The organism is Pseudoduganella violaceinigra DSM 15887 (genome assembly GCF_000425385.1).
GTDB classification, from domain to species: domain Bacteria; phylum Pseudomonadota; class Gammaproteobacteria; order Burkholderiales; family Burkholderiaceae_D; genus Rugamonas; species Rugamonas violaceinigra.
Window position 1 is genome coordinate 36417 of record NZ_KE384358.1, and the last position, 26128, is coordinate 62544.

Annotated in this window: 20 protein-coding genes and 1 tRNA gene; 12 read left to right on the forward strand and 9 right to left on the reverse strand. The window is 65.3% G+C overall.

Annotation, left to right across the window (positions count from 1 at the left end; genetic code table 11):
• Positions 1-25: 25 nt before the first annotated feature.
• The 6 genes from moaE to H597_RS0122585 all read right to left on the reverse strand — a co-directional run bounded on the left by moaE (position 26) and on the right by H597_RS0122585 (position 8490).
• Positions 26-478 carry a molybdopterin synthase catalytic subunit MoaE gene (gene moaE / locus H597_RS0122560; RefSeq protein ID WP_028104107.1) on the reverse strand — a complete coding sequence of 151 codons (453 nt, stop codon included), beginning with the start codon at positions 476-478 and terminating at the stop codon, positions 26-28.
• Positions 475-3036: a DUF349 domain-containing protein gene (locus tag H597_RS0122565; protein WP_028104108.1), complete on the reverse strand. Its 2562-nt coding sequence runs from the start codon at positions 3034-3036 to the stop codon at positions 475-477. Before H597_RS0122565 ends, moaE begins: the two co-directional genes overlap by 4 nt.
• Positions 3037-3116: 80 nt before the next feature.
• Complete coding sequence (locus tag H597_RS32115; protein WP_229632231.1) at positions 3117-3704, reverse strand: hemerythrin domain-containing protein; 588 nt, start codon at positions 3702-3704, stop codon at positions 3117-3119.
• A gap of 188 nt (positions 3705-3892) precedes the next feature.
• Entirely contained in the window at positions 3893-6256 is a 2364-nt protein-coding gene (locus H597_RS0122575) for a bifunctional acetate--CoA ligase family protein/GNAT family N-acetyltransferase (protein ID WP_028104109.1), read from the reverse strand.
• 12 nt (positions 6257-6268) lie between these two features.
• Entirely contained in the window at positions 6269-7261 is a 993-nt protein-coding gene (locus tag H597_RS0122580; protein ID WP_028104110.1) for a DUF2804 domain-containing protein, read from the reverse strand.
• Positions 7258-8490 (reverse strand): winged helix-turn-helix domain-containing protein, encoded by a 1233-nt coding sequence (locus H597_RS0122585; RefSeq protein WP_028104111.1) that lies wholly within the window; start codon positions 8488-8490, stop codon positions 7258-7260. The genes H597_RS0122580 and H597_RS0122585 overlap by 4 nt, the downstream gene beginning before the upstream one ends.
• 144 nt (positions 8491-8634) lie before the next feature.
• On the opposite strand from H597_RS0122585, the gene H597_RS32120 reads away from it, so the two are divergent.
• The 3 genes from H597_RS32120 (at position 8635) to H597_RS0122600 (ending at position 16329) form a co-directional block, all read left to right on the forward strand.
• Positions 8635-11280 carry a sensor domain-containing diguanylate cyclase gene (locus H597_RS32120; RefSeq protein WP_229632232.1) on the forward strand — a complete coding sequence of 882 codons (2646 nt, stop codon included), beginning with the start codon at positions 8635-8637 and terminating at the stop codon, positions 11278-11280.
• Between the two features lie 67 nt (positions 11281-11347).
• On the forward strand, positions 11348-12601 hold the full coding sequence (locus H597_RS0122595) for an exonuclease SbcCD subunit D C-terminal domain-containing protein (protein ID WP_028104112.1): 1254 nt from the start codon (positions 11348-11350) through the stop codon (positions 12599-12601).
• The gene (locus H597_RS0122600) at positions 12598-16329 is read left to right on the forward strand and encodes an AAA family ATPase (protein WP_028104113.1); all 3732 of its coding nucleotides are present in this window, start codon (positions 12598-12600) and stop codon (positions 16327-16329) included. The genes H597_RS0122595 and H597_RS0122600 overlap by 4 nt, the downstream gene beginning before the upstream one ends.
• On the opposite strand, the gene H597_RS35530 is transcribed toward H597_RS0122600, so the two are convergent.
• Positions 16318-16482: a hypothetical protein gene (locus H597_RS35530; protein ID WP_169433296.1), complete on the reverse strand. Its 165-nt coding sequence runs from the start codon at positions 16480-16482 to the stop codon at positions 16318-16320. The two genes, H597_RS0122600 and H597_RS35530, sit on opposite strands and share 12 nt — an antisense overlap.
• A gap of 93 nt (positions 16483-16575) precedes the next feature.
• Between H597_RS35530 and H597_RS34340 the strand changes: the two genes are divergently transcribed.
• The 9 genes from H597_RS34340 to dbpA all read left to right on the forward strand — a co-directional run bounded on the left by H597_RS34340 (position 16576) and on the right by dbpA (position 23786).
• Entirely contained in the window at positions 16576-17073 is a 498-nt protein-coding gene (locus H597_RS34340) for a putative metalloprotease CJM1_0395 family protein (RefSeq protein ID WP_083941247.1), read from the forward strand.
• A gap of 37 nt (positions 17074-17110) precedes the next feature.
• Positions 17111-17317, forward strand: a complete 207-nt coding sequence (locus H597_RS0122615; RefSeq protein WP_028104114.1) for a hypothetical protein — start codon at positions 17111-17113, stop codon at positions 17315-17317.
• A gap of 63 nt (positions 17318-17380) precedes the next feature.
• Positions 17381-18343, forward strand: a complete 963-nt coding sequence (locus H597_RS32130) for a hypothetical protein (RefSeq protein WP_154668233.1) — start codon at positions 17381-17383, stop codon at positions 18341-18343.
• A 122-nt stretch (positions 18344-18465) separates the two neighbouring features.
• Positions 18466-19617, forward strand: a complete 1152-nt coding sequence (locus H597_RS0122625) for a methyltransferase (protein WP_028104115.1) — start codon at positions 18466-18468, stop codon at positions 19615-19617.
• Between the two features lie 48 nt (positions 19618-19665).
• Positions 19666-19742: transfer RNA gene (locus H597_RS0122630), tRNA-Met, on the forward strand.
• A 55-nt stretch (positions 19743-19797) separates the two neighbouring features.
• Positions 19798-20358 carry a hypothetical protein gene (locus tag H597_RS0122635; RefSeq protein WP_028104116.1) on the forward strand — a complete coding sequence of 187 codons (561 nt, stop codon included), beginning with the start codon at positions 19798-19800 and terminating at the stop codon, positions 20356-20358.
• 46 nt (positions 20359-20404) lie between these two features.
• The gene (locus H597_RS0122640) at positions 20405-22057 is read left to right on the forward strand and encodes an acid phosphatase (RefSeq protein WP_028104117.1); all 1653 of its coding nucleotides are present in this window, start codon (positions 20405-20407) and stop codon (positions 22055-22057) included.
• Between the two features lie 85 nt (positions 22058-22142).
• The gene (locus H597_RS0122645; RefSeq protein WP_028104118.1) at positions 22143-22376 is read left to right on the forward strand and encodes a hypothetical protein; all 234 of its coding nucleotides are present in this window, start codon (positions 22143-22145) and stop codon (positions 22374-22376) included.
• A gap of 3 nt (positions 22377-22379) precedes the next feature.
• On the forward strand, positions 22380-23786 hold the full coding sequence (gene dbpA, locus H597_RS0122650) for an ATP-dependent RNA helicase DbpA (RefSeq protein WP_028104119.1): 1407 nt from the start codon (positions 22380-22382) through the stop codon (positions 23784-23786).
• Here dbpA and H597_RS0122655 read toward each other — a convergent pair.
• On the reverse strand, positions 23783-25360 hold the full coding sequence (locus tag H597_RS0122655) for an amidase (protein WP_028104120.1): 1578 nt from the start codon (positions 25358-25360) through the stop codon (positions 23783-23785). The two genes, dbpA and H597_RS0122655, sit on opposite strands and share 4 nt — an antisense overlap.
• 128 nt (positions 25361-25488) lie before the next feature.
• Complete coding sequence (locus tag H597_RS0122660; RefSeq protein WP_028104121.1) at positions 25489-26064, reverse strand: elongation factor P; 576 nt, start codon at positions 26062-26064, stop codon at positions 25489-25491.
• Positions 26065-26128 lie beyond the last annotated feature (64 nt).

The following is a 26128-nucleotide window of genomic DNA, read 5'->3' on the forward strand; positions in this document are numbered from 1 at the left end:
CAATCTAAGGGCGCGTTGACAAATTTCAAGACCACTTCTTGCGGGCTTCGTCGTCGCTGGTGCGGGCGTCCACCCAGCGCGCGCCCTCCGGGGTCTGTTCCTTTTTCCAGAACGGCGCCTCGGTCTTCAGGTAGTCGATAATGAATTCGCAAGCCGAGAACGCTTCGCCCCGGTGCGGCGAAGTGACCGCCACCAGCACGATCTGGTCCATGGGCTTGAGCGGGCCGACGCGATGGATGACCAGCGCGCCATAGATCGGCCAGCGGACCTTGGCCTGCTCAAGGATGGCCTGGATCGCCTGCTCGGTCATGCCCGGGTAATGCTCGAGCTCCATTTCGGCCACGGCGGCCCCGTCGTTCAGGTCGCGCACCGTGCCGACAAAGGTGACGATAGCGCCAACTTTGGCATTCCCGGCGCGCAGTTGCGCCACTTCATGGGACAGGTCGAAGTCGTCGGTCTGGATACGTACTTCGCTCATTTACCCTCCGCCGCGCCGGTCTTGCGGAACAGCTGCTCGATGCGGCTGGTCGTGCGTGCATCCGCCAAAGCGGGCATGGCGCACAGGGCAAGGATCTGGGTGGCGTGGCTGGCCGGCTTCTGGCCGGACTTGAGGGAGGACTGCAATACTTCCACCTGCATTTTCAATCGGTCTTTCGCAAATTCGGCGCCGCTGTCGATGCCGGCCACGATTTCCAGGCGCAGCACTTCGGACAGCAGACGTTGACGGTTGTTTTCCAGTTGGCCGGCGTAGGCCGAGCGCGCAGCCGCGCCCTCACTGGCCGCTTTCAAGGCTGCGTCGAAACGCGTGCGCAAGGTGCGTTCATGGTCGGCGGGCAGTGCCGGCAAGGCTTGCCAGCGGCCGCTCCAGTCGGCGCCATCGATCTCGCCCGCTTCGGCAAGCGCGCTTTCCAGCCCCTGCACCAGGCGCAGCTTTTCGCGCATGGAATTGGCCTGCGCGGCCCCGGCCCGCTTGCGGATCGCATCCGCCTGCGATTGCAGGGCACCGACCGCGGCGCGGTAGCGCTGGTCGATTTTCTGCTCGCTGGCGCGCGGCACGATGCCCGACGCATGCCATGCGGCGGCAGCGTCTTTCAGCGTCTTGCCGATTGCGCCCAGCACGGCCTTGTCCTCGCCCTCAAAAGTGGCGGACTCCAGCCCCGCGCAAATCGCTTCGCGGGCATGCAGGTGCGACTTGCGTTCATGGTCGGCGGCATGGGCGTGCTCCTTGCGCTTGGCGAAAATCAGGTCGCAGGCGTTGCGGAACTTCTGCCACAGGGCCTGCTCCGTCTTGCGCTCGAGCGGCAAGGCGCGGGCGTGGCCCTGCCAGGATTCCTGCAGGCGGCGCAGGGTGTCGATGGTGTGGCGGTCCAGCGGATTGAGTTTGCCCACTTCTTCGATCAGTTGTTCGCGGCGCGCGACTTCGATCCTGCGCTGCGAGTCGAGCGGCGCCATCAGGCTGTCCATCGCCTTGCTGAAGGCGGCGTCCAGGCGCTTCTTGTCCTTGCGGTCGATGGTGCCCAGGCGGCTCCAGGCCTGCCGCAGGCGCTGGGTGGACGAAGCCAGAGTGCGCCAGTCGTGCGTATGCGGCAGGTTGCCCGACGCCGATTCCTCGCGGTCGGCCTGGGCGCCGCCGGCCGCTTCCAGCTGGGCGCTGTCCCTGGCGATCAGGGCGTTCGCTTCATCCACCAGCTCTTGCGCCTTGGCCGCGTTGGCATGGCGCTCGTCGGCCAGCTGCTTGAAATGGGCCGCGGCCGGGGCGTAGGCGGCCGTACAGGCGGCGTCGAATTTCTCCCACAGCGATTTGGGTGCAGCCCCGGATACGCCATCGAGCGATTTCCAGCGCTCGCGCATACTGCCGACTTTCTTCGCCAGCTCGCTCATGCCAAGCCCCTCGGCGGGCAGACTTTCCACCGCGTGCACCAGCTCTTCGCGCGACACATTGCCGCCCCAGCGCGCCCAGTCGCCCAGGCGTTTCAGGTCGGCCCGCACGTGGGCCAGGCGCTCGGCCTGGGCCGGCGTCAGGCGGCCAGTCTTGCTGTCTTTGAGCGTTTTGTCGTGCTCGGCGGCAATGTGGAGCTGGCCCTGGGTCAGAGCCGCTTCCATCGCTTCGACCAGGTCCATGAAATGGCGATTGGCTTCCTGCTCGACAGCGGAGGGCTTGTGCTTGTCTTTGGGCGCGCGCGGCGGGCGCGCAGCGAGCGTGGGATGGCCATCGATCGGCGCGGACGCCATGGCCGCTGCCGCATCCGGCGTGGCAGGCGGCGGGGCCGCCGCGAGCTTGTCCGCGCCATTGGCCACGGTGTTGACCGGTTCGGCTTCGGCCATGGCAGGCACAGGCGGGACAGGCTGCCGCGTGCTGCGTTCGGCTGCCAGGGCCGCGTCAAAATCATTCAACAGGTGGCGCGGCAATGAGCCACGCTCGGGCGACGTCAGATGGGCTTCATGTTCGCTGGCAAGGCGCTCGAGTTCGGCTGCGTCCGGGTGCTTGCGCAGGGCGGCCAGCGCATCGATCATGGCACGCTGGAGCGAGACCTGGGCTTCGAGCCGGTCCGCCAGCGCTTCGCGCACATGGGCGAACTCGGCCGCGGCCACGGGGGCGGCATCGACCACCTTCCATTGCCGGTCGAGGTCGGCCACCAGGTTCGGGGTCAGCTTTTCGTCGGCCAACAAACGCTGCGCAAGAGCAATGCACGCCTGGGCCTGCTTCTGTTCTGCCTGGACATGGCGGATGGCATCGAGCCGCCCCTGCATCAGCTTGGCGACCCGCCGGTCGGAATTGCGTACCGCGTGTTGCACTTTTTCCAAAGCCGCTTGCGAGACGACGTGTTCGGCCGCCGCCAGGCGCACATCGGCAAATTCGCTGTTCAGGATCAGCTCGACCGCGGCGGCCTCATCCCCGCCCAGGTTGCGGGCAAGTTCGGCTTGCGCGGTGCGGCGTTCGGCGGGATTGCCGAGCGCCGCCTGCGAGCCGCCGGCGCTCGGCTGTCCTGCAACGCTGGCCTGGCTGGCCTGTCGCTTGAAGAGGAACTCAAACATAGTTGTGCTATGAATGGATCAAAACCACCATCATAGCGCAGCGCCGCCCGGCAGGGGCGGCGAATGCAGTCACGGCGAATTCAGGCCGTATCCGCAGCGGCGCGATGGGCCGAACGGCTGCGCCGGTGGTAGCGCAGCTTCGGCACAGGAACCACGGCCTCGTCCTCTTCACGCAGGGTGGCACGCACCTGCTTGGCTTGGGACAAGGATTTCCTGTCTTTCTCGGCGGCAGCGGGCGTACGGCGCGCTTCCACCACTTGAGCGTCATGGGCAAGGAATTTGTTGGCGATGTCGAACCATGCCTCGCCGCCGATCGCTGAGCGGGCAATGGCGAACAATTCCTTCTCTTCTTTCTCCAGGCGCTGCAGCAGCAGCGCGCAGAACGATTCAATCGATTCGCAGATTTCCGTCACCTGCTGCTCGCTGCGCTCAGTGGCCGTATCGAGCTCGGCTTGCAGGCGCCGGATCACCGACAGGGCGGCCTGGTTCAGGCGGCTCAGCTCGTCCAGCAGCTGGTTCGCTTGTTCGGTCGCATTCTGCAGCGCGGGGATCAGGTACAGCTCGATCTTGCGCCAATGGCAGGCCTGGTACAGGCGCTCCAGGGTTTCGCACGCATATTCAAGCTGGGACAGGGTCAAACGCTGCTGGCGCAGCAGCGTCGATTGCACGTATTTTTGAAACGACAGCAGGCTAAGGCGCACATTAGCCTGTTCAACGGATAGCGCAACTAATGTATATGTGGCCGTTAACATTCTTGCTCCCAAATATCGCTACGCGGAAACGGAAGTACAAGTGTAAATAAGCCCGACAAAAACGCTTTGACATTCCTCAATGTAACGTCACGCGCCCTCCTAATTTAGGAGGTTTTCATATGCAGCGCAAGGCGAAGATCAACCATACCAGCTTCTCTTCCCGGCGTCACGGTTCCGCCAAATCTGCGCATCAGATGTTGCATCCCGATATTCTCGGACAAGGCTTCGCCCGTGATTTCGCGCGTCCCGCGGCTGCGGAAATAGTCAAGCAGTTTCTGGAACAGGATATTTCCCAACCCTTTGCCTTTCAAATCGGAACGCACAATGATCGCAAATTCCGCCTTTTGGTTATCCGGGTCGGCCACCGCCCGTACCACACCCAGCGTCTCGGGCGCACCATCGGCGCCGGTGCGTGTCGCAATGAAAGCCATTGCACGATCGTAGTCAATCTGGGTCAGGCGCGCCAGCTGGGTCGGCGGCAATTCCTTCATGGCTGTGAAAAAGCGCAGGCGCACATCGTCCGGGTCGAGCCGGCTGAAGAAGCGCACATGGGCCGGCGCATCTTCCGGCCGGATCGGGCGCAGCAGCAGCGCGCCGCCCTGCCATTGGATCTCCTGCTCCAGCTCCTGCGGATACGGGCGGATCGCCATGCTGCTTTCGGCGCGGCGCGGGCCCAGCGTGGCGCGCGCCCCATGCACGTGCAGGACGCCGCCGGCCACCGTGATGGGATCGATTTCCAGCGTGGCGATCTCGCCGATGTCGGCCACCAGCTCGGCCGCGTGCACCAGGGCGCTGCACAAGGCTTCGCGTTCATCGGCCAGCGCGCGCCCGACGCGGGTGCGGCGCAGCATGTCGCGCGCCAGTACGGTATTTAGCGGCGGCAGGCCGACCGCGCGGTCGTCGACCACCCTGCCCGCGCTGCCGCCCAGCCCGACGCTGATGGCCGGGCCGAAGACCGGATCGGCCTGCATGGCGATGCGCAGCTGCTGCATGTCGCCGCGCGCGGCAGCGGAGGTGAAAGGCAGGCCGTAGGCGGCCAGCAGCGCCGCCAGGTCGGCTGGCGCCAGCTCCGCTTGGCCCGCCGCGCACGCGGCCCGCACCAGGTTGCGTGCGGCCTGGCGTACCGGCACCGAATGGGCCGGCACCAGCCCCGGCACTTCAATCAGCAAGGCCTGGTTGCGCGAGTACTGCACCACCTGGCTGTAGGCCCGCACGGCCTTCTCCGGCGTGTCGTAGCTGGGCAGGCCGGCATCGGCAAATACTTGCCGCGCTCCCGCCACCGAGGCGCCGCCGATCCAGCAGGACAGGACGCAGCGGCCGCTTTGCTGCACCAGCGGCACCAGTGCCTGTGCCACGCCGGTACTGGCGACCGCCGACGACGGCGCATGCACCACCAGCAGCGCATCGGTGCCCGGATCGGCCAGCAGCGCCCTGGCCACGGCGGCGTGCCGCTCGGCGCTGGCTTCGGCGCCGATGTCGACGGGATTGCTCAGCGCCAGCCCGGCCGGCAGTTCGCTGCGCAGCAGCTTGCTGGTCTGCAGCGAAAACTGGGCCAGTTTGCCGTGCACCCACTGCAGCGCGTCGGCCGCCAGATGGCCGGTGCCGCTGCCATTGCTCATGATGGCCAGGCGGGTGCCGCGCGCTTGTCGTGCGCGCGCCACCGTCTCCACCGCGTCGAACAGATCGGCCGATGAATAGACGCGCAGCATGCCGGCGCGGCGGATGACGGCGTCGTACACCTTGTCGTCGCCGCTGCGGCCCGCTTTCAGCACCACCACCGGCTTGCCGCGCGCCGCCAGGCGGGCTGCCGAAATGAATTTGCGGGCGCAGGTCACCGATTCGATATGCATGATGATGGCGGAGGTGTCGTCATCCGCCGCCAGGAAGTCCAGCACGTCGCCCAGGTCGATATCGCCGCCCTCGGCCAGGGAGACCACGCGCGAGAAGCCGATGCCGTGCTGCTGCGCCCAGTCCAGCACCGCCGTCATCAGCGTCGCCGACTGCGCGATGAAAGCGGTCTTGCCGGGCTTGGCGCCGACATGGGCGGCGCTGGCGTTCAGCCCCGCCAGCGGCGCCAGCAAGCCAATGCCGCCGGGCCCCAGGATGCGCAGCAGGTGCGGGCGGGCCGCTTTCATGATCTGCTGGCGGACGCTGTCGCTGACCGGGGTCAGGATGATGGCCCCGCGCGTGCCTTTGGTGCCCAGGTCGGCGATCATGGCAGCAATCGTGTCGGGCGGCGTACAGATGATGGCCAGGTCGGGCACGCGCGGCAGCGCCGACAGGCGCGGATAGCAGGGAATGCCGTGCAGCTTGTCGTACTTCGGATTGACCGGCCAGATTGCGCCGGCAAAGCCGCTTTCGGCCATATTGTTCATCACCTGCGTGCCCAAGCGGTCCGGACGCAGCGAGGCGCCGAAGATGGCCACCGAACCGGGTTCGAACAGGCTGTCCATATTCCTGATGCTCATGGCTGCTCTCCCCTACCAGCGTGAATAATGATCCTCCGTCACCCCGGCAAGCTGGGTGACGATGCGTTTCGGGCCGTCCGGCGCGCCGCGCACCCAGCCGCTGAAATGACCGACAGGCTGTATGTAGCGGCTGGCGGCAACAATCAGGTTGCGGTTCTGGCGGCGCGCGCCGTCGGGCGTGAAGAACAGCTCCAGCTGGTCGTCTTCGGTGAAGATATGCCAGCGCTGCATGGGATCGCGCGGGTCGAAGATGAAGTGCGCCGGCGCCAGCGGAATGACTTCGCCATCGATCCAGAGCGCATTTTCATGGCCGCCAAAATAGCCCGATTGCAGGTTGAAGCCCATTTCCAGGTTGTGCCCCGACGCCCATTTCCAGGACGTCTCGCGCGCCAGCAGGCCATTCGAGTAGTCGAAGCTGGCGACCCCGCCATCGAGTTTGTATTCGTCGCGGAAAGTGCGTATTTCGCCCGTCATCGGCATGCCCGGCGACTTCTGCGTGCCATGCAGCGCCCCGCCCTTCACCTGCCCGGTGGCCAGCAGCAGCGGGCCGATCGGCGGACCGAACTCGGCGTCGATCTCCATATACTGGCAGCGCAGGGTCAGCCTGTACCTGCCCCCGTCGAGCGGATCGATGCTGATCTGCGTGCCGCGCGTGCGGAACCAGCTGGCCGCGCCCGCGTGCTCGCCGACGCCGACCGACATGCGCCCCGGCAGGCCGTCCTGCGAGAAATTGGCCATCATGTCGCAGTCGCTGCGGTCGAAGGCGTAGGCGAAGCAGGTGCTGGTCCAGCCCAGGTCGACGATGGCCACGGCCGCCATCACCTGCTCCGAGACCAGCGAGACATAGTGCCATTTCTTGTGGTGGAAGCGGCGCCACAAGCTGCTGCGCGCGTGCTCGCCCGCCAGCAAATGCCAGTCGAAGGATTTGGTCTCGCCGGCAAAGCGGCCCAGTTGCGGCTTGCCGTCGGCGCCGACCACGTTTTGCGGTGCTGCCGCTAGTTTCATTGCTCCACTCCTTGCGCATCCAGTTCTGATTGCAGCGTTGCCGCGAATTCGCGCGGCTCGCTGGCTTGTACCTGCACCTGCGGGCAAGCGTGCCAGTTGGCCAGGCGCTGCAGCGCACCGGCGACGTCGCGCACGAAGCGCTCCGTTACACGCGCGCCCGGTTCAATGGCGATGTTTTTCACTTCGAAGACAGCGCCGCGGCGATGCGCCTTGGCGTCCAGGCGCCCCACCAGCGCGCCGCGGCGCAGGATGGGCAGCGAGAAATAGCCGTAGCGGCGCTTTTCGGCCGGCGTATAGCATTCCAGGCGGTAGTCGAAATCGAACAGGTCGGCGGCCCGGCGGCGGTCCCACACCACCGGATCGAAAGGCGACAGGATGGTGGTCAGCGTCGCCGACAGGGCGCCCTCGGCGGCCGCTTGCGCCAGGTCGGCCAGTTCGGGGTGAATGTACACGGCGTCTTTCCAGCCATCGACGCGGGCGCGCAGCAGCAAGCCTTCCTCGGCCAGGCTTTCCAGGTCCGGGCGCGGCGGCTTGGTGCGGTAATAGTCGGCCACCCAGGCGGCGCGCGCGAGCCCCAGTGCGCGCACGGTTTTCAAGGCCAGTTCGCGCCGCGTTTCCTCCATGCCGGGCAGGCGGCTGTCGTCCCAGCCCGGCAGCACCCGTTCGGCCAGGTCGTAGACGCGCTGGAAATTCTGGCGGCGCGCGATCATCAGTTCGCCGGAGGTGAACAGCACCTCGAGCGAGCGCTTTTCCGGTTTCCACTCCCACCAGCCGCCGCCCTTGCCGTCGGTGCGCTCGAAATCGGCCGAGCGCACCGGCCCGTTGCTGCGGATTTGCTGCAGCAGGCGATCGATGTCGGCACGGCGCTCCTGCATCCACTGCACGGAATATTTCCAGCCCATCGCGCCCGGATCGAGCATGCGGTGGCGCAGCAGGCCGTAATCCTCGATCGGCACAAAGCAGGCCTCATGCGCCCAGTACTCGAACAGGGCGCCTTCGGCCAGATGCTCTTCCAGCCAGGGCTGGGGATAGTCGCCAAGGCGGCTCCACAACACCAGATAAGGACTGCGCGCCACCACATGAATGGTGTCGATCTGCAGCACTCCCATATTGCGGATCGCATCGATCACATCGGCCTTCTGCGCCTTGCGCCGGCGCGGCTGCAGCAGTCCCTGCGCCGCCAGGTGCAAGGCGCGCGCCGCGGGCAAGGTCAAGTTCAATTCGGTCAAGACTCGATTCCTGTAGGAGATGAGCGCCTATTCTAATAGCGAATTGACAGTATTTCCTGGCATTTTGCGCATGATGGTGGCCGCATGGCAGCACGGTTCGGCTTTTTTTGCCCCGCTACCGGGGTTTGAGTGCAAAATAAGCCTGTGCCAAAGACCACCGCCCGCCAGATTTTCCGCCAGCTGTATCGCATGATACTGCTGCCCTCATTTACGCTGGTTTTGCTGGTGATCATGTGGGCCGACGTGTTCTACCAACTGGCCCAGGATGCGAAAAGCGCGCATTTCGACGCCGTCCAGCATAGCCAGTCGCTGGCGCGCACCCTGGCTGAATATACCAGCCATATCCTGCGCCAGGCGGACCACGCCACCCAGCTGTTCAAGCTCAAATTCGAGGAAACCAACGGCGCCCTGCGCCTGCCGGAATTCAGCAAGCGCGGCGGCCTACTCGATTCGGTCATGCCTTCCCGGCTCGAATTGCCGATCGCCCTGATCGATGCCAACGGCGACCTGGTCGACAGCATGCACGGCGCGTTTCCGCCGAATTCGGCCAACCAGAGCTTTTTCAAGACGCTGTCCACAACAGCCGGCGACGCGGCGCTCGTCACCAATCCGATGGTGGAACCGATCACCAAGAAGTGGCAAATCCAGATTGCGCGCAGGCTGGACGACCGGGCCGGAAAATTCGCGGGCGCCATCGTCCTGATGATCGATCCGGCCTATTTTGTCGAAGATTACGACCGCATGCACGTCGATGAAGGCGGCCTGGTCATGCTGATCAGCCGCGACACCGGCCTTGCCGCCGGGCGCCTGGACGAAAAGCTGTTCATCAGCGACAGCATCGACTACGTGGCGCCCGCCGATCCGGTGACCTCGCCGGACGAACTCATACTGAAAACGCCGGTCGACACGACGGAGCGTATTTACGGCTTCCGCGATATGCCGCGCTACTCCTTGACCGCCGTGGTGGGTGACGCCACCGACCTCGCACTGGCCAAGTATTACAGTCAGCGGCGCCTGTATTTTGCCGTGACCATCATCGTCTCCATCGTCGTGCTGGTGTTCAGCGTCCTGCTCACGCGGCAGGCCAGGCGCCTGCGTGAAAGCATTCGCGAAGCGACCGAGGCGCGCGAAAAGCTGCACGCTGCGGTCGACGCCAGCCTCGACACCCTGTTCCTGATGAAAGCCTGCCGCGCCGGCGGCGCCGGCAGCGACATCAAGGACTTCACCCTGGTCGACGTGAACGAGCGCGGCGCGCGCATCCTGGGCTTTGCCGCCGAGGATGCGCTGGGCAAACGCATGGGCGACATGCTGCCGCACTGGCACAGCGAGGGTTTCTTTGACAAGTGCATGGGCGTCCTGCAGACCGGCGAGCCGCTCGAGGAGGAGATCGATTCGACGGTGTTTGGCGAGCGCCTGTGGCTGCGGCACCAGATCGTCGCCATTGAAGACGGCGTCGCCATCACCGCCCGCAACATCACGGAACGCAAACGCTCCGAACTTGCCGTGCGCCAGAACCAGGCGGAACTGCAGGCCGTCAACGACGCTTCGCCGCTCGGCCTGGTGCGCGCCGACCAGCATGGCAACTGCACCTACGTCAACCGCACATTCGAAGCCATCACCGGCATGGGGCGCGAAGCGGCGCTGGGCGGCGGCTGGCTCGATGCAGTGCACCCGAACGACCGGGAAATGCTGCGTGCTTCGCTCAGGCACCTGAACCACACGCAGCAAGCCTTCCAGGAAACCCTTCGCTGCGTGCACCCGGACGGCAAGATCGTCTGGACCTCGATCAAGGTCGCCCCCATCGTGATCGACAATGAAATCGGCGGCTACGTCGGCACGCTGGACGACATTACCCTGGTGCGTAAATCCGTGATGGCCCTGCGCGAAAGCGAGTCGCGCCTGCGCACCATCGCCGACACCCTGCCCGCCATGATCGCCTATATCGATTTCGAAGAGATCTACCGCTTCCACAACCTGGCCTACGAACGGGAATTCAGCAAGACCGGCCTGCATGTCACCGGCCGCACCGTGGCGGAAACCGTGGGTGAGAGGCGCTATGCCGTGCTGCAGCCCTATATCGCGCGCGCCCTGGGCGGCGAGACGTTGACCTTCGAGGAGGAGGACGAAGTCGGCGGCAACCTGCGTACTTATGAGGTGGTCTACATCCCCCAGCTGGACGAAGACGGCATCACCGTGATCGGCTTCCACGTGATGCGGCAGGATGTGACGGCGCAAAAGCGGGAAAAACAGCGCCTACTGCGCCTGTCGCAGGTCGACGCGCTGACCGGCCTGACCAACCGCGCCGGCTTCCTGCAAAAACTCGGCGACACGATGACGGCGTGCCGCGAAAGCCGTGGGCTGATGGCCGTGATGTACCTGGATATCGACCGCTTCAAACCGGTCAACGACACCTACGGCCACGCGGTCGGCGATGCCCTGCTCAAGGCCTTCTCGGCGCGCCTGTCCAACACCGTGCGTGGCAGCGACACGGTGGCGCGGCTGGGCGGAGACGAATTCACCATCATCATGGAGCATATTTCCAAGCCGGAGGATGCCTCCATCACCGCCGCCAAGATCGTGCACAATATGCAGCAGCCCTTCGAGCTGGACGGGATCATGGCCAACGTCTCCACCAGCATCGGCCTGACTTACTACCGCGACGAGGATGTCAGCCCGGCCGAACTGCTGAAACGGGCCGACGCGCTGCTGTATGAAGCCAAGCAGGCCGGCCGCAACACCTTCCGCAGCGGCCCGCCTCTGCCGGATCTGCTCGCCCCGAGCGCAGCCTGACAAGGATCAAGACAGGGGCCGGCCGTTTGCGCTATATTTGCGCTTCCCACGCCCAGCTTTACATTTCATGCGCCTGCTGCACACCTCCGACTGGCATCTTGGCCAGTCGCTGCATAATTTTGACCGCCACTACGAGCACCAGCGCTTCCTTGACTGGCTGCTCGATACCATCGTGTCCGAACAGGCCGACGCCCTGCTGGTCGCGGGCGATATTTTCGACAACGCCAATCCGTCGGCGGCCTCGCAACGCCAGCTCTACACCTTCCTGCAGCAGGCGCGCGCCCGCGCCCCGCAGCTTGATATCGTCGTCATCGCGGGCAATCACGATTCGCCGGGCCGCATTGAAGCGCCCGGCCCCCTGCTGGAAGTGCACGGCACCACCGTGATCGGCTACCCGCACCGCGACGCCGACGGCAATATCGCCATGGAGCGCCTGCTGGTGCCGCTGACCGGCAAGGATGGCGCCATCGGCGCCTGGGTGCTGGCCGTGCCCTTCCTGCGCCACGGCGACGTGCCGCGCCTGGAGCCGGTTCCGGCCGCCGAGAGAGATGCCGAACCGGCACCGCAGCCTGATCCCTATCTGGCCGGCATTGCGGAGCTGTACCGCCAGGCGCTGCAACTGGCCAGCGCGCGCGCCGGCACAGGCCAGGCCATCATCGCGATGGGCCACTGCCATATGGTTAACGGCACCATGTCGGCCGATTCCGAGCGCCGCATCGTGATCGGCGGGACCGAGATGCTCCCGAGCGCAATCTTCCCGCCGCCGATCGCCTACGCCGCGCTGGGCCATCTGCACCTGGCCCAGCAGGTCGGACCGCATGCCCATATACGCTACTGCGGCAGCCCGATCCCGCTCTCCTTCGCCGAAACCAGCTACCCGCACCAGGTGCTGCGTATCGACCTGCGGGACGGCCAGGCCAGCGAAATCAAGGCCTTGCCGATCCCGCGCGCGGTGCAGCTGCTGCGCATTCCAGACAAGCCCGCCCCGCTGGAGGAGGTGAAGGCCGCCCTGGCCACCCTGGCGCTGCCTGACGCGCCACTGGAACAGCAGCCGCTGCTCGAAGTGCGCATCCAGCTGGCGGCGCCCGAACCCGGCCTGCGCGCCGCCATCGAAGAGGCGCTGCAGGGCAAACCTGTCCGCCTGGCCAAGATTGAAACGTCCAGCGCTGCCCGCGCCTCGCTCGAGGAAGCCGCGCTCTCGCTGGACCAGCTGGCAACCCTGCAGCCGGACGACATCTTCAAACGCCTGTATCTGCAGCGCTATGGTAGCGAAGCGCCGCCCGAACAACTGGCGGCATTTGCCGAATTGGTGCGGCCATGAGGGTCCTGCGCATCGCAGGCAAGAACCTTGCCTCGCTGGCCGACGAATTCTCGGTCGACTTCACCGCCCAGCCCCTGTCCGATGCCGGTCTGTTCGCCATCAGCGGCCCTACCGGCGCGGGCAAAAGCACCCTGCTCGATGCCCTGTGTCTGGCGCTGTACGACGATACGCCGCGCGTACACAAGGCCGAAGGCAAGACGCCGGACGTCGGTGATCCGGTCTCCTCGCAGGATCCGCGCACCCTGCTGCGCCGCGGCGCGGCCGAAGGCTGGGCCGAAGTGGATTTCGTCGGCAACGACGGGGCATCCTATCGCGCCCGCTGGAAAGTCTGGCGCGCCCGCAGCAAGGCGGCTGGCGCCCTGCAGCCAAGCGCGATGTCGCTGCAAAAGCTGCCTGGCCTGCAGCCGCTCGGCCACACCAAGACTGAAGTGATGGCGGAAATCGTCGAGCGCATCGGTTTGAGCTTCGACCAGTTCACGCGCGCCGTACTGCTTGCACAAAACGAGTTCTCCACCTTCCTCAAGGCCAAAGACGACGAACGCGGCACCTTGCTGGAAACACTGACCGGCAGCGGTATCTATAGCGAGATTTCCAAACGCGCGTTTGAACGCTGGCGCTCCGAAGAACTGGCACTGAAAACGCTCACCGCCGGCCTGGCCAACCAGCAACCGCTGGCGCCGGAGCAGCGCGCGGAAATCGCCGCCCAATCGGAGGCCGCCGAAGCAGCGCAGGACGCCGCCGCGCAGCGCGTCGCCGCGCTGGAGGCCGACTTGCGCTGGCACCGGCAAGCCGAACACCTGGCCTTGGCCGTGCAGCAGGCGCGCGACCAAGGCCTGCAGCGGCAGCAGGAAGCCGACGCCGCCGCCCCGCGCCGTACCGTGCTGGCGCAGCTCGACGCGGTGCAGCCGGCACGTGCCTTGGACGACGAAGTGGTCCGTCTCGCCGCCGAACGCGCGGCGGTGCAGGAGGCCATTTCGCTGGCCGAGCAGGAAGCCGAACGCACCCGCCTGGCGCTGGAAGTACTGAACAGCGATGCGCAGCAAGCTGGCGCCGCACTGGCGGCAGCGGAGCACGCCCAGCTGGCGGCCGCTCCGCTATTGGACCAGGCCAAAGCACTCGATACGCGCCTTGAATCGTTGCAGGCGGCCTTCGCCCACGCCGCCCGCGCGCGCGACGCTGCCGTGCAAGCGGATGCCGCCGCGGCGGCCGCCCTGCGCGCGCACGAAGAGCGCCAGCAGGCGCTCGCCAGCGAGCGGCAAGCTGCGGAGCAATGGCTCGACGCCCATGCGCATTGGGTGGCACTGGCCCGCGACTGGGCGCGCTGGGACGTTTTGTTCAGCCAGGCCAGCCAGCAGTCCGGGCGCGCCGAACAGCAATCCCAGTCGCTGGCCAGCGTGCAGCAGGCGGCCGCCCGCCAGCGGCAGGAAGAGGCCCATGCCCGCAGCGGGCTGGATGCGGCCGGCGAACGCTTGCGCCAGGCCGAGTCGCAGCGCGAGCAGGCTGCCAGGACGGTGGCCGCCATCGACGCCGAAAGCATCGCACAGCAGCGCCAGCGTATCGACCAGCGCCGCGCGCTGCTGGCCGACGCCAACACCGCATGGCAGGAGCTGGACCAGCTCACACGCCGCCAGCTGGAACACTCGACGCGGATATCGTCCCTGCAAACGGCCCGCGACAGCTCCGAGGCCGAAGTGGCCGCCACCCGAGAAGCCAACCTGGCGCTGGTGGCCGCCTCGACCCAGGCCGAGCGCTCGTTGAAACTGGCGGAAGCGGCGACCGGCGAAAGTGTCGAAAAGCTGCGCGCCACGCTGCAGGACGACACGCCCTGCCCGGTGTGCGGTTCGCACGAGCACCCCTATCGCCACGAGGACGGCCCGCTGCACGCCATGCTCAAGCAATTACAGGCGGAGGTGCATGACTGCCGCGAAAAGCTGCAGCGCAATATGAAACTGGAAGCGGAACATCAAGCCCGCCTCCAATCCAGCATTGAGCAATTGGCCGCGCTCGGTGCCGAGCAAAGCGGAACGGCCACGGCGATCGGCGCTGCGAAGACCCGCTGGCACGCGGCATGCGCCACGCTGGGCCAGTCCGCCATGGCAGCGGATCACGACGTCCCTGCCTGGCTGGCCGGGCACGGGGCCGCGCTGCAAGCCGAATTGCGCGAGATTGAAAACAAGGAGCAGGCCTACCGCCAGGCGACCCGCAGCCGGGAAGTCGCGCAGACTGCCTGCGACCAGGCTGCCGCCGAATGCAAGCGCCACCAGCAGGCGCTCGCCGCGGCACAGACGGCGCTGGCCCAGTCAGGTGCGCAGGAACAGGCACTGGATGAGCAGCGTATCGACACGGCGCTGCAAATCGCCCACCTGCTTGACCAGCTGGACGCGCCGCTGGGACATGAAGGCTGGCAGGATGAATGGAAGGAAGGTCCGGCCCGCTTCCACGAACAGCGCGCACGCGAAAGCAGGCAATGGCTGGCGCAGCGCCAGGCGGCCGACGAGCGCGCCGCAGCCATCGCGACGCTTGTGGTCGAGTCGCAGGCGCTCCGCACAGCCAGCGACCGCAGCGCCGCCGACGCACTCGCCGCGCAGGATACTGCCCGAACGGCGCATGCGGCCCTCGCCAGCGCCACGGCGGAACGCCAGGCGCTGTGGCAAGGCCGCCCGGTGCGCGAGGTGGAAAACGGTCTTCGCGAGGCGGTCAACGCCGCCCGTTCAGCCTTGCAGGCGCGCCAGGAATCGGCCAGTAAAGCTGCCGAACAGCGCACCAGGGCGGATGAATCGCATGCCCAAGCCGTGCAGCGGCTGGCAGCGCTCGATACCGCGGCAGAACGCGCGGCCGCCGGCCTGCAAGCCTGGATCGAGGCCAACCGGGCGGCCGGCATCGAAAGCGTGGAAGCCCTGCGTGCCCTGCTTGCCCATTCCCCGCAGACCGTGCGCGCCGAACGCGCAGCGCTTCAGGCGATCGACCAGGCGCTCGCCTCCGCCAGGGCCGTGCTGGCCGAGCGCGAGGCGCTGCATGCCGGGCATCTCGCCGGCGCGCCGCCCGGCGGGCAGCGAAGCGCGGCCGAACTCGAACAAGCCCTCGCCGCGCTGCAGGCGGAGCGCAGGCAAGCCTATGAGCTGGCCGCCGCACTCAAGGCGCAACTGGCACAGGATGACGCCTGCCGCAAGCAGGCGGAAGCAATCCTGGCCGACATCGCCCGCCAGCAGGAATCGGAACGCCGCTGGGCCCAATTGAGCGAGTTGATCGGATCCGCCGACGGCAAAAAGTTCCGCAACTACGCCCAGCAATTCACTCTGGACGTGCTGCTTGGCTATGCCAACGCCCACCTGGCGCAACTGGCGCCGCGCTACCAGCTGGAGCGGATCGACCACCCGGCCCAGCCTTCGCTTGGCCTGCTGGTGCGCGACCTGCACATGGGCGATGAAAAGCGCTCCGTGCATTCGCTGTCGGGCGGCGAGTCCTTCCTGGTATCGCTGGCCATGGCGCTCGGCCTGGCCTCGCTGTCGTCCAACCGCGTACGGGTGGAATCGCTGTTCATCGATGAAGGCTTCGGCAGCCTGGATGCGGAAACCCTGCGCGTCGCCATGGACGCGCTCGATGGTTTGCAGTCGATGGGAAGGAAAGTGGGGGTGATCTCCCACGTGCAGGAGATGACCGAACGGATCGCCACCAGGATCGTGGTGCAGCCCGCCGCCAACGGCCGCAGCGCCGTCTCAGTCAGCTAGGCGCCAGGGGCGCCGCGCCTGCTCGACGCGCACCATTTCCCACCCCAGTTCGCGGCGGATCTGCTGCGCATCGGGCAAAGGACGGCGTTCGTCCTGGCGCGATTGCAGCCAGTTGCGCACCGCTTCCTTGGTGGGTTGCTTGGTCTGGTCCATCGTACACCTCCATCGGCATGACGCTCACCCATTCAACGCTGGACGCAGGCCCCCGTTGACGGCAGAGGCCTAGCAATTTGTTATCATATGTAAATGGGAATCGGCGCTATCACATCGTCAAGCACGTACGCGCCGCAGGCCAGCGCGCCCGCGCGAAGCGGCACGCGCACGCAATCGGCCCAGCAGGAATACTCGGCCGAAGACCAGGCCAAGATCGACAAACTCAAGGCGCGCGACCTGCAGGTGCGCCAGCATGAGCAAGCCCACCTGGCCGTTGCGGGCGGCCTGGCCACCTCGGGCGCCACGTATACCTACCAGCGCGGCCCGAACGGGGTGAACTATGCCGTAGGCGGCGAAGTCAATATCGACACCTCGCCCGGCAGCACCCCGGAAGAAACCATCAGCAAGGCACGCCAGATCCAGGCCGCCGCCCTGGCACCGGCCGATCCGTCCGGCCAGGACCGCAGCGTAGCCTCCAGCGCGGCCCAGATGGCGCAGAAAGCCCAGGCCGAGATATCAGAAAAGCAACGGCAAGTCGCCCTCAGCTACGGCCAATCCGAGAAGCAAGCCACGATCGATATCTTTGCCTGATAAAATCGTCGTTTTGCCCGGAGTACTGGCTATGTTCCTGAAAGCCCCACGCACCCTGACCTTCAAGTGCGTCAAATGCGCCAAAGCGGTTAAAGTTTCCCTGCAGAAAACTTCTGCCTGCTCCCACATCACGCCTTACTATGGGGTCTGCGCCTGCGGCGAAGTGAAACTGCACGCCACCGGCGCCCCGGAAGCCGTCAAGTCCTACCTGGAATCGAACGGATTGTGGACTCATCATCATTGATAATCCTCAAGATTTTCGAAAATCTGCCGTAGCAGGGGGTAGTGCCCTTAAAGGTCTCTTATCATGAACCCCTTGAATTCCATTGGCCCCCGCCAGTACCAGAACACTTCGCTGTCGCCGGCCCTGCAGCAGCCGGACGGCAAGGCGACGCACGCCAACGCGGTGAAGGATGTGAATTCCGGCAGCGCCGTCTCGCTGTCCAGCAATGCGGTCGACCTGCAAAAGCGCGTCGACCAGCTGGGCAACCGAACCGTCGACATGGCGCAGAACCTGATCGGCAGCTTCGCGAAAAGCCTGCTGGGCGATAACGCCAAAGGCGCGAAGATCGCCTTCGATTCCGTCGAACTGGAGTCGAATGCCAGTTTCGCTGCGGGCGCCCTGCATGCCGAGGGCGCCGATGGCGTCACCGACGCCCTCGGGTTCAGCCTGAGCGAAAATTCCCACTTCCTCGGCAAAGGCACAATCACCACGGCCGATGGCCGCAAGCTGAGCTTTGAAGTGGAAATCCAGTATGAAGCCCGCGCAACCGCCGCCGCCGCATCCAGCGTGCCGGCGCGCCGCCAGGACCAGTTCGACAAGAACCCGGCTATGCCGCTGCCGGAAGTGGAATTCCCCGACATCGACTTCCCGGGCAGCCTGGCCGACCTGTTCCGCCTGATGGACCGCAATATCAGCGCCACCGTCCAACAGGAAGACGGGCAAGGCAAGGACAGCGATGCCGGCAACCTGACCATGCGCCTGCTCAAGCTGGTCGACGCCGAATCGCCGCTGGACGCCGCCTTGCCGGCCAACGCCAGCGACAAAGCGAAAGCCTACGGACGCCTGCAAACCGAGCCTGGCCAGGCAGCGGACCTGGCGCACGCCGCCAACGCCGCCCGCAAGGCGCTGCGCAACGGCCCGCTGGAACCGCCAGACACCCCAGCCGAGCCAGTCCCGGCCGACCCCGCGACGACGCCAGCCCCAACGCCAGGCCCAACGCCGGCCCCGGCAAGCGCCCAGGACACCAAGGAGCCGCCAGCCGCATAAGCCCGCGTATAATGACAGGCTCCTAAAAAGAAATTCGGGGTCAGCTCTGGCAAAAGGACATTGTGTTCCGCACGAAACGCCAAAGCTGATCCCGAATTTCGTCGTTTACACCCGGGCTATCAATGCAAGAAATCCACTGGACTGAACAAGGCGAGCCGCGCTCCGCGCGCTGGCATTCCGAAGCTGGCAACCCGCCGCCCAAGCGCGTGCAGGTCGCCGATGACACCATGAACGCCGACGTCGCCTACCGCCTGGCCTGCGAAGGCACAGCCCTGCTCTGGCGCGGCGACTTCCAGAACGCGCGCCAACTGCTGCAGGCGCTGGCCCGGCGCGCCGACCACAAGAAGTCCAAAGGCGGCAAGGGGCGCAAAGTCGCCGCCGCAAAAGCGCCCGCCAACGCCACCGAAGCGTTCCACTTGCACCGCCAAGCCCAATCGCAGCGCGCCCGCACCCTGGCCATGCTGCTGATCCCCTTCGACCCGGGCTACCGCATTCCCCTGCGCCGCGCGCCCGACGTGGCGCTGGCCTGCAATGAAGCATATGGCCGCGGCGAAGATGCCTTCGTGATTTCCCTGCGCGAATTGCAAGGCCTGATCGGCGCGCACGAATGGCGCAAGGCCGGCGTGCCCGTCCCCGCGCTGGGCGACCGCATTCATCCGCACTACGGCGTGTTCTCGCCGGTGCGCGGCGAATATGTGCAGCTGGTAGCCGATACGCCGCTGCCGAAAGGCGCCGCGGAACTGGCCTTCGATATCGGCGCCGGCACCGGCGTACTTTCGGCAGTGCTGGCCAGGCGCGGCGTCAAACGCGTGGTCGCCACCGATATGGACCGGCGCGCCCTCAGTTGTGCGCGCGACAACTTGTCGCGCCTGCTGCTGGACGGCCAGGTGGAATTGCTGGAGGCGGACTTGTTCCCGCCCGGCCAAGCCCCCCTGGTGGTCTGCAACCCGCCCTGGGTACCGGCCCGCCCCAATTCCTCGGTCGAACACGCCGTCTACGACCCGGACAGCCGCATGCTGCGCGGCTTCCTCTCCGGCCTGAAAGCCCACCTGGCTCCGGGCGGCGAAGGCTGGCTGATCCTGTCCGACCTGGCCGAGCACCTGGGCCTGCGCCCACGCGCTGAACTGGAAGGCTGGATCGCCGCCGCCGGATTGAACATACTGGGCCGCCTGGATGCCCGCCCCGTCCATCCAAAAGCCAGCGACCCGGACGATCCCCTGCATGCCGCCCGTTCAGCGGAGCTCACTTCCCTGTGGCGTTTAGGGGCCGCATAAATCGACCTTGCGGAACCGGGATGGGCGAGCTATAATGCTTGCCTCAGACGCGGGGTGGAGCAGTCTGGCAGCTCGTCGGGCTCATAACCCGAAGGTCACAGGTTCAAATCCTGTCCCCGCAACCAAATTCCGGAAAAGCCGTTGCCTTTGCAGCGGCTTTTTTCATTTCCAGGTGCGCCGATGCAGACACCATCATGCTTACGCTCGCTAGCGGCACTGCCCTTCCTGGCCGCCTGTGCGGCGCCGCCCAATTCTCCCGACGCCCTTGCGCAAAAGCTGAACGCCGACATCCTGGCCAGCAGCAGCGCCACCCTGGCATTGGAAAAGTGGTGCGCCGACCATGCGATGGCACCGGATCCCAACATTGTGGCGCGCCTGGTGCGCGGCGGCGCACAAGCCCCCAGCGCCGAAACGCTGGCCCGCCTGGGCGTCACCAACGCGTCCGAGATCAAATACCGCCGCGTGCAGCTGTATTGCGGCACCCACCTGTTCTCGGAAGCGGACAACTGGTACGTCCCCAGCCGCCTGACGCCCGCCATGAACCGCCTGCTCGACGAAACCGATACCCCGTTCGGCAAAGTCGTCCAACCGCTGGCGCCCTATCGCCGCACCTTTGCCAGCCGGATGCTAAAGTCGCCGGTCGCACTGTTCGAACATAGCGCGGTTCTGTACACCGCCGCCCATCAGCCCATCGCCGAAGTGCGCGAAACCTACCAGCGCGGCACACTCGCCTTTTTGTAATCGAACTGTCACAATTGCACGCTGAATGAACCGCAAGGAGTAGCGCGTGAGCGACGAGAACAACAAAGCAACGAACGAGCAGCCGGCCAGCCCAGGGCGCCGCCGCATTTTCCAGGCCGCCGGCGCCGCCGGCCTGGCAGCCAGCCTGCCAGGAGTGAACGCCACGCCCGCCACAAAGCCGGCCAAGGCCAGCTCGCTGGACGCCAAACTGCAGGCCAACGTCAAAAACGTCGTGGTCATCTACCTGGAAAATCGCAGCTTCAACAACCTGTTTGCCGATTTCCCGGGCCTGGCTTCGCCGCTGTCGGCGCTCAAGCCGGCCGACTACCAGCAGCGCGACTACGACGGCAGCATCCTGCCCACCCTTCCCAAGGTCTGGGGCGGCCTGGTGCCGGTGCCGCAGGATATCGCCGGCAAGCGCTACGAACTCAAGGAAGACCAGCTGAAAGACTTGCCGAACGCGCCTTTCAAGCTGGTCGATGCCGAAGGCAAGCCGCTGCCGGAATCGGTCATTACGCGCGACCTGTGGCACCTGTTCTACCAGAACCAGATGCAGATCAACGGCGGCAAGAACGATGGCTTCGTCGCCTGGGGCAATACCGGCGGCATGGTAATGGGCTATTACGGCGAAACGGAAAAGAACCTCGGCCTGTGGCAAGTGGCGCGCCAGTACACCCTGTGCGACAACTTCTTCATGGCGGCCTTCGGCGGCTCCTACCTGAATCACCAATTCCTGGTCTCCGGGCGCTGCCCGGTGTATCCGGACGCCGCCAACAGCCCGGCCAAGCGCAAGATCGCCGTCCTGTCCGACGGCCCGACCGGCCATACGCTGGCGGTGGATCCGAAGAGCCCCAAGACCGCCCTCGAAGGCAAGCCGAATTACGTGAACGACGGCGCCATTACGCCGGACGGATTCGCCGTCAACACCATGGCCCCGCCGTACCAGCCAAGCTGGGTGCGCCCAGCCCCGGGCGGCGATCCGCTGCATGCCGATGCCACCGACCCAAGCTACCTGCCGCCGCAGTCGTATGACACCATCGGCGACCTGCTCTCGCGCAAAGGCGTGAGCTGGGCATGGTACGGCGGCGCCTTCCAGGCCGCGCTGGACCACAAGGGCGGCGGCACCAAGCCGAACTTCCAATACCACCACCAGCCGTTCAACTACTTCAAGAGCTTCGCGCCGGGCAGCGCGGAACGCGCCGCCCATCTCCGCGACGGCGGCCTCGGCGACAGCCCGATTTCCAACAAATTCCTGGCCGACGTGGTTGCCGGCAAGCTGCCGGCCGTCAGCTTCTATAAGCCGCAGGGCAATCTGAACCTGCACGCAGGCTATTCGGACATCGAATCGGGCGACCAGCACATCGTCAACGTGTTGGAGCACCTGAAGAAATCACCGCAGTGGAAGGACATGGTCGTGGTCGTGACCTTCGACGAAAACGGCGGCTGGTGGGATCACGTCGCACCGCCGAAAGGCGACCGCTGGGGGCCTGGCTCGCGCATCCCGGCGATCATCGTCTCGCCGTTCGCCAAGAAGGGCAACGTGGACCACAGTTTCTACGACACCACCTCCATCCTGCGCTTCATCACCCGCCTGCACGGACTGCCCTTGCTGGAAGGCCTGGCAGAGCGCAACAAGGCTTTCGCCGAGCGCGGCGCGTTGCCGCCGGGCGACCTGACGGGAGCCCTCGCCTTCCGTTGACATGCTTGCCCGTGTTACAATCCCGCAAATGTAAAAAAAGGAAGCCCGACTGATTCAGCCGGGCTTTTGTTTTCTGCGGCGGATCATGAGAGATAAAAAAGATAACGCGACGATCGACCTGCCGGGCTTCGAGCCTGCAGAGCCGATGACGCCGGAAGCCAAGCTTCCGCCGCCGCCGCGCGCCCGCCGCGCACCGCGCAAGCAAGAACAACTCAACCTGCTGGGTGAATTCGGTCCCACCGATGCCAGCGGCCTGCCAATCTGGCAGAATGATCCCAACCTGGACCTCACCGGCCTGCCCATCTGGCGGCGGGAATAAAATATGACCTCTTTCGCCACCCTGCCACTGTCCGAAAAATTCCTTGCCAACCTGGACTCGCTGGGATACCGCGAAATGACCGAGATCCAGGCGCAAAGCCTTCCGTCCATCATGGAGGGCCGCGATCTCATCGCGCAAGCCAAGACCGGCAGCGGCAAGACCGCCGCTTTCGGCATCGGCATGCTGTGCGGCCTGAATACCGCCTGGTTCGCCGTGCAGGGTCTGATCCTCTGCCCGACCCGCGAACTGGCCGACCAGGTGGCGAATGAATTGCGCCGCCTGGCCCGCTGCGTGCCGAACGTGAAAATCGTCGTGCTGACCGGCGGTACGCCGATGCGGCCGCAGATCGCCTCCCTGGAATTCGGCGCCCACATCGTGGTCGGCACCCCGGGCCGCGTGCGCGACCACCTGTCGCGCGAATCGCTCGACCTGTCGAATGTGCGCACCCTGGTGCTCGATGAAGCCGACCGCATGACGGATATGGGCTTCTACGACGAAATCGCCGGCATCGTGCGCGCCTGCCCGAAACGCCGCCAGACCTTGCTGTTCTCGGCCACCTACCCTGACGACATCCGCCAGGCCACGGAAGCCTTCCTGTGCGATCCGGTCGAAGTGACGGTGGAAGCGCAGCACAGCCGCGGCCAGATCGAGCAGCGCTTTTACGAAATCGGCTTCGATGAGCGCGACAAGGCTGTCGGCAAGCTGCTCAAGCACTACCAGCCCGCCTCCGCCATCATCTTTTGCAACACCAAGGTGCATTGCAAGGAGCTGCTGGATGAGCTGCATGCGGAAGGCTTTTCGGCGCTGGCCCTGTACGGCGAACTGGAGCAGCGCGAGCGCGATGAAATCCTGGTGCTGTTCTCCAACCGCAGCTGCTCGATCCTGATCGCCACCGACGTCGCCGCGCGCGGCCTCGACATCGCCAATCTGGAAGCGGTGATCAATGCCGACGTCTCGCGCGACACGGAAGTCCATATCCACCGCATCGGCCGCACCGGCCGCGGCGGGGAAAAAGGCCTGTCGCTGACGCTGTGCGCGCCGAACGAGAAGAAGTGGGTCAAGCTGATCGAAGACTACCAGGGCGCGGCGGCCGAATGGCACGACCTCAAGGCACTGGCCGACGACGAGTATGTGAACGCCGAACCGGCGCCAATGCTGACGCTTTGCATCGCGGGCGGCAAGAAGGAGAAGCTGCGGGCCGGCGACGTGCTGGGCGCCCTATGCGGCGACGGCGGCCTGACCAAGGAACAGGTGGGCAAGATCACCGTCACCGAGTTCCAGACCTACGTCGCGCTTGACCGCCGCATCGCCCACGAGGCCTTCGCGCGCCTGAAAGCCACCAGCACCATTCAAGGCGACTTCGGCAGCTTCAAAGGCCGCAACTTCAAGATGCGCTTTATCGACGTCTAGGCGCGGATGGAAACACTGGCCGGGAATTGCGGGGCGCGGCGGACCATGGTGGCTTGCTCAAAGGCGTATGCCATGCCGATCAAAGCCGCTTCGCTATAGGCGGTGCCGACAAAAGACAGGCCCACCGGCAGGCCGCGCACATAGCCGGCCGGCACCGTGACGTGCGGATAACCGGCAACGGCCGCCGGTGACGAGAAGCTCTTCGGATAATGGTCGCCGTTGATGAAGTCCGTCAGCCACGCAGTGCCGTCGGTGGGCGCGACCAGCGCGTCCAGTTCATGCGCTTTCAGCACCAGGTCGATCCCCTCTTCGCGCGAATAGCGGTGGTTGTTGGCCAGTGCATCCTGGTACACCTTGCTGTCCAGCCCTTCCTTCGCCTCGGCGCGCTCCAGGTATTCCTGGCCGAAGTATGGCAATTCCGCCTTGGCATGCTGTTTGTTGAAAGCGATCAGGTCGGCCATGCTCTTGACCCTGGCGTTTGGCGCGTACTCCTGCAAGTAAGCCGCCAGGTCCACCTTGAATTCATGCAGCAGGACTTCGGTCTCGCTATCGCCGTATCTCTCGGTATTTGGCACCTGCACGTCGACCAGGATGGCGCCCTGGGCCTTCAGTGCCTCCAGCGCCTTTTCGATTTCAGCATCGACGCCCTCGCTGCCGCCGAAGAAATTGCGGGCGACCCCGAGACGCTTGCCGCGCAGGGCGTCGCGCTTCAGCGCGGCGGAGTAGCCGGCGGCCTTACCGGCGCCGTCCTGGGTGACCGGGTCTTTCGGATCGACGCCGGCCATCGCAGCCAGCATCAGCGCCGCATCGCTGACGCTGCGCGCCATCGGTCCGGCGGTATCCTGCGAATGCGCGATCGGGATGATGCCGCTGCGGCTGACCAGGCCAATGGTCGGCTTGATGCCCACCAGGCCGCAGATCGAGGCGGGCGACACGATGGAACCATCGGTTTCGGTGCCGACCGCTAGCGTCGCCAGGCCGGCGGCGATGGCCGCGCCGGAGCCGGAGCTCGAGCCGCTGCAGTTGCGGTCCAGGGAATACGGATTGCGCGTCAGGCCGCCGCGTGCGCTCCATCCGCTAACGGAATGGTTCGAGCGCATATTGGCCCATTCGCTCAAATTGGTCTTGCCGATGATGACAGCGCCGGCTTCGCGCAGGCGCGCCGCCACGTGCGAATCGCGCGCGGCGCGCACGCCGGCCAGCGCCAGCGATCCCGCCGTGGTGCTCATGCGGTCGGCGGTGGCGATATTGTCTTTCAGGAGCACGGGGATGCCGTGCAGCGGGCCGCGCACCTTGCGCTGGCTACGCTCGCGATCCATTTCGCGCGCAATCTTCAGCGCTTCCGGATTGATCTCGATGATGGAATTGATGCGTGGGCCGGACTTGTCGATCGTATTGATACGCGACAGGTATTGTGACGTCAGGGCATGCGAGGTCAGCTTGTTGGCCGCCATCAGCTCCTGCTGGTGCTGGACGCCGGCATCCAGCACCGACGGCACCGCAGCCTGTGTACGCGGCAACGTGGCCGCGCCTCCGACAGCCACGCCTAACTTCACGAAACCCCTTCGATCCATCTGGTACGCCCTCTTATCCGAAAGAACAGCAAGAAACCAATAGCATACCAGCAGTTTGCAAGCAATTAATACTGCCAAAAAGCAAAAAAGCCCGCATCGGCGGGCTTTTTATTGCGAGTTTGCAACAATCAGGCGCGAACGACCTTCTTGAACTCGTGGGTACGGGTGTCGATCTCGACCACGTCGTCCTGGGACACGAACAGTGGCACCTGGATCGAGAAGTTGCGGCCTTCGATGGCGTTTTCCAGCTTGGCTTCCTTGGTCACGTTACCCGAGGTGTTGCCCTTGACTGCCGGCTCCGAGTAAATGATCTGGCGAGCGATGGTGGTTGGCAGCTCAACGGAGATTGCCTTGCCGTCGTAGAAGACCGCTTCGCATTCCATACCGTCTTTCAGGTAGTTGACTGCTTCGCCCATGTTCTCTTCTTCGATTTCGAACTGGTTGTATTCTTCGTCCATGAACACGAACAGCGGATCAGCGAAGTACGAGTAGGTGACTGGCTTCTTGTCCAGAACGACCACGTCGAACTTGTCGTCGCCGCGGAATACGTTTTCCAGCGGGGAGCCGGTCAGCAGGTTCTTCATCTTCCACTTGTAGGTGAAGCCAGTGCGGGACGAACCGTTGACGTCGGAACGCAGAACGATGAATGGTTTGTCTTCAACCATGATGATGTTGCCGACACGAATCTCTTTTGCGAATTTCATAGCGAATATATACCGGTTAAGGGGAGTTGCAGTAACCGCGCATTATAGCACGGGGATATAATTT

Bases quoted from the DNA above. Each gene is read 5' to 3' on its own strand.
- H597_RS0122625 (WP_028104115.1), top strand. From the start codon at position 18,466: ATGCAAGAAATCCACTGGACTGAACAAGGCGAGCCGCGCTCCGCGCGC.
- H597_RS0122575 (WP_028104109.1), bottom strand. From the start codon at position 6,256: ATGAGCATCAGGAATATGGACAGCCTGTTCGAACCCGGTTCGGTGGCC.
- H597_RS0122655 (WP_028104120.1), bottom strand. From the start codon at position 25,360: ATGGATCGAAGGGGTTTCGTGAAGTTAGGCGTGGCTGTCGGAGGCGCG.
- H597_RS34340 (WP_083941247.1), top strand. From the start codon at position 16,576: ATGGGAATCGGCGCTATCACATCGTCAAGCACGTACGCGCCGCAGGCC.
- H597_RS0122635 (WP_028104116.1), top strand. From the start codon at position 19,798: ATGCAGACACCATCATGCTTACGCTCGCTAGCGGCACTGCCCTTCCTG.
- H597_RS32130 (WP_154668233.1), top strand. From the start codon at position 17,381: ATGAACCCCTTGAATTCCATTGGCCCCCGCCAGTACCAGAACACTTCG.
- moaE (WP_028104107.1), bottom strand. From the start codon at position 478: ATGAGCGAAGTACGTATCCAGACCGACGACTTCGACCTGTCCCATGAA.
- H597_RS0122580 (WP_028104110.1), bottom strand. From the start codon at position 7,261: ATGAAACTAGCGGCAGCACCGCAAAACGTGGTCGGCGCCGACGGCAAG.
- H597_RS0122565 (WP_028104108.1), bottom strand. From the start codon at position 3,036: ATGTTTGAGTTCCTCTTCAAGCGACAGGCCAGCCAGGCCAGCGTTGCA.
- H597_RS0122660 (WP_028104121.1), bottom strand. From the start codon at position 26,064: ATGAAATTCGCAAAAGAGATTCGTGTCGGCAACATCATCATGGTTGAA.
- dbpA (WP_028104119.1), top strand. From the start codon at position 22,380: ATGACCTCTTTCGCCACCCTGCCACTGTCCGAAAAATTCCTTGCCAAC.
- H597_RS0122600 (WP_028104113.1), top strand. From the start codon at position 12,598: ATGAGGGTCCTGCGCATCGCAGGCAAGAACCTTGCCTCGCTGGCCGAC.
- H597_RS0122645 (WP_028104118.1), top strand. From the start codon at position 22,143: ATGAGAGATAAAAAAGATAACGCGACGATCGACCTGCCGGGCTTCGAG.
- H597_RS0122595 (WP_028104112.1), top strand. From the start codon at position 11,348: ATGCGCCTGCTGCACACCTCCGACTGGCATCTTGGCCAGTCGCTGCAT.
- H597_RS35530 (WP_169433296.1), bottom strand. From the start codon at position 16,482: ATGGACCAGACCAAGCAACCCACCAAGGAAGCGGTGCGCAACTGGCTG.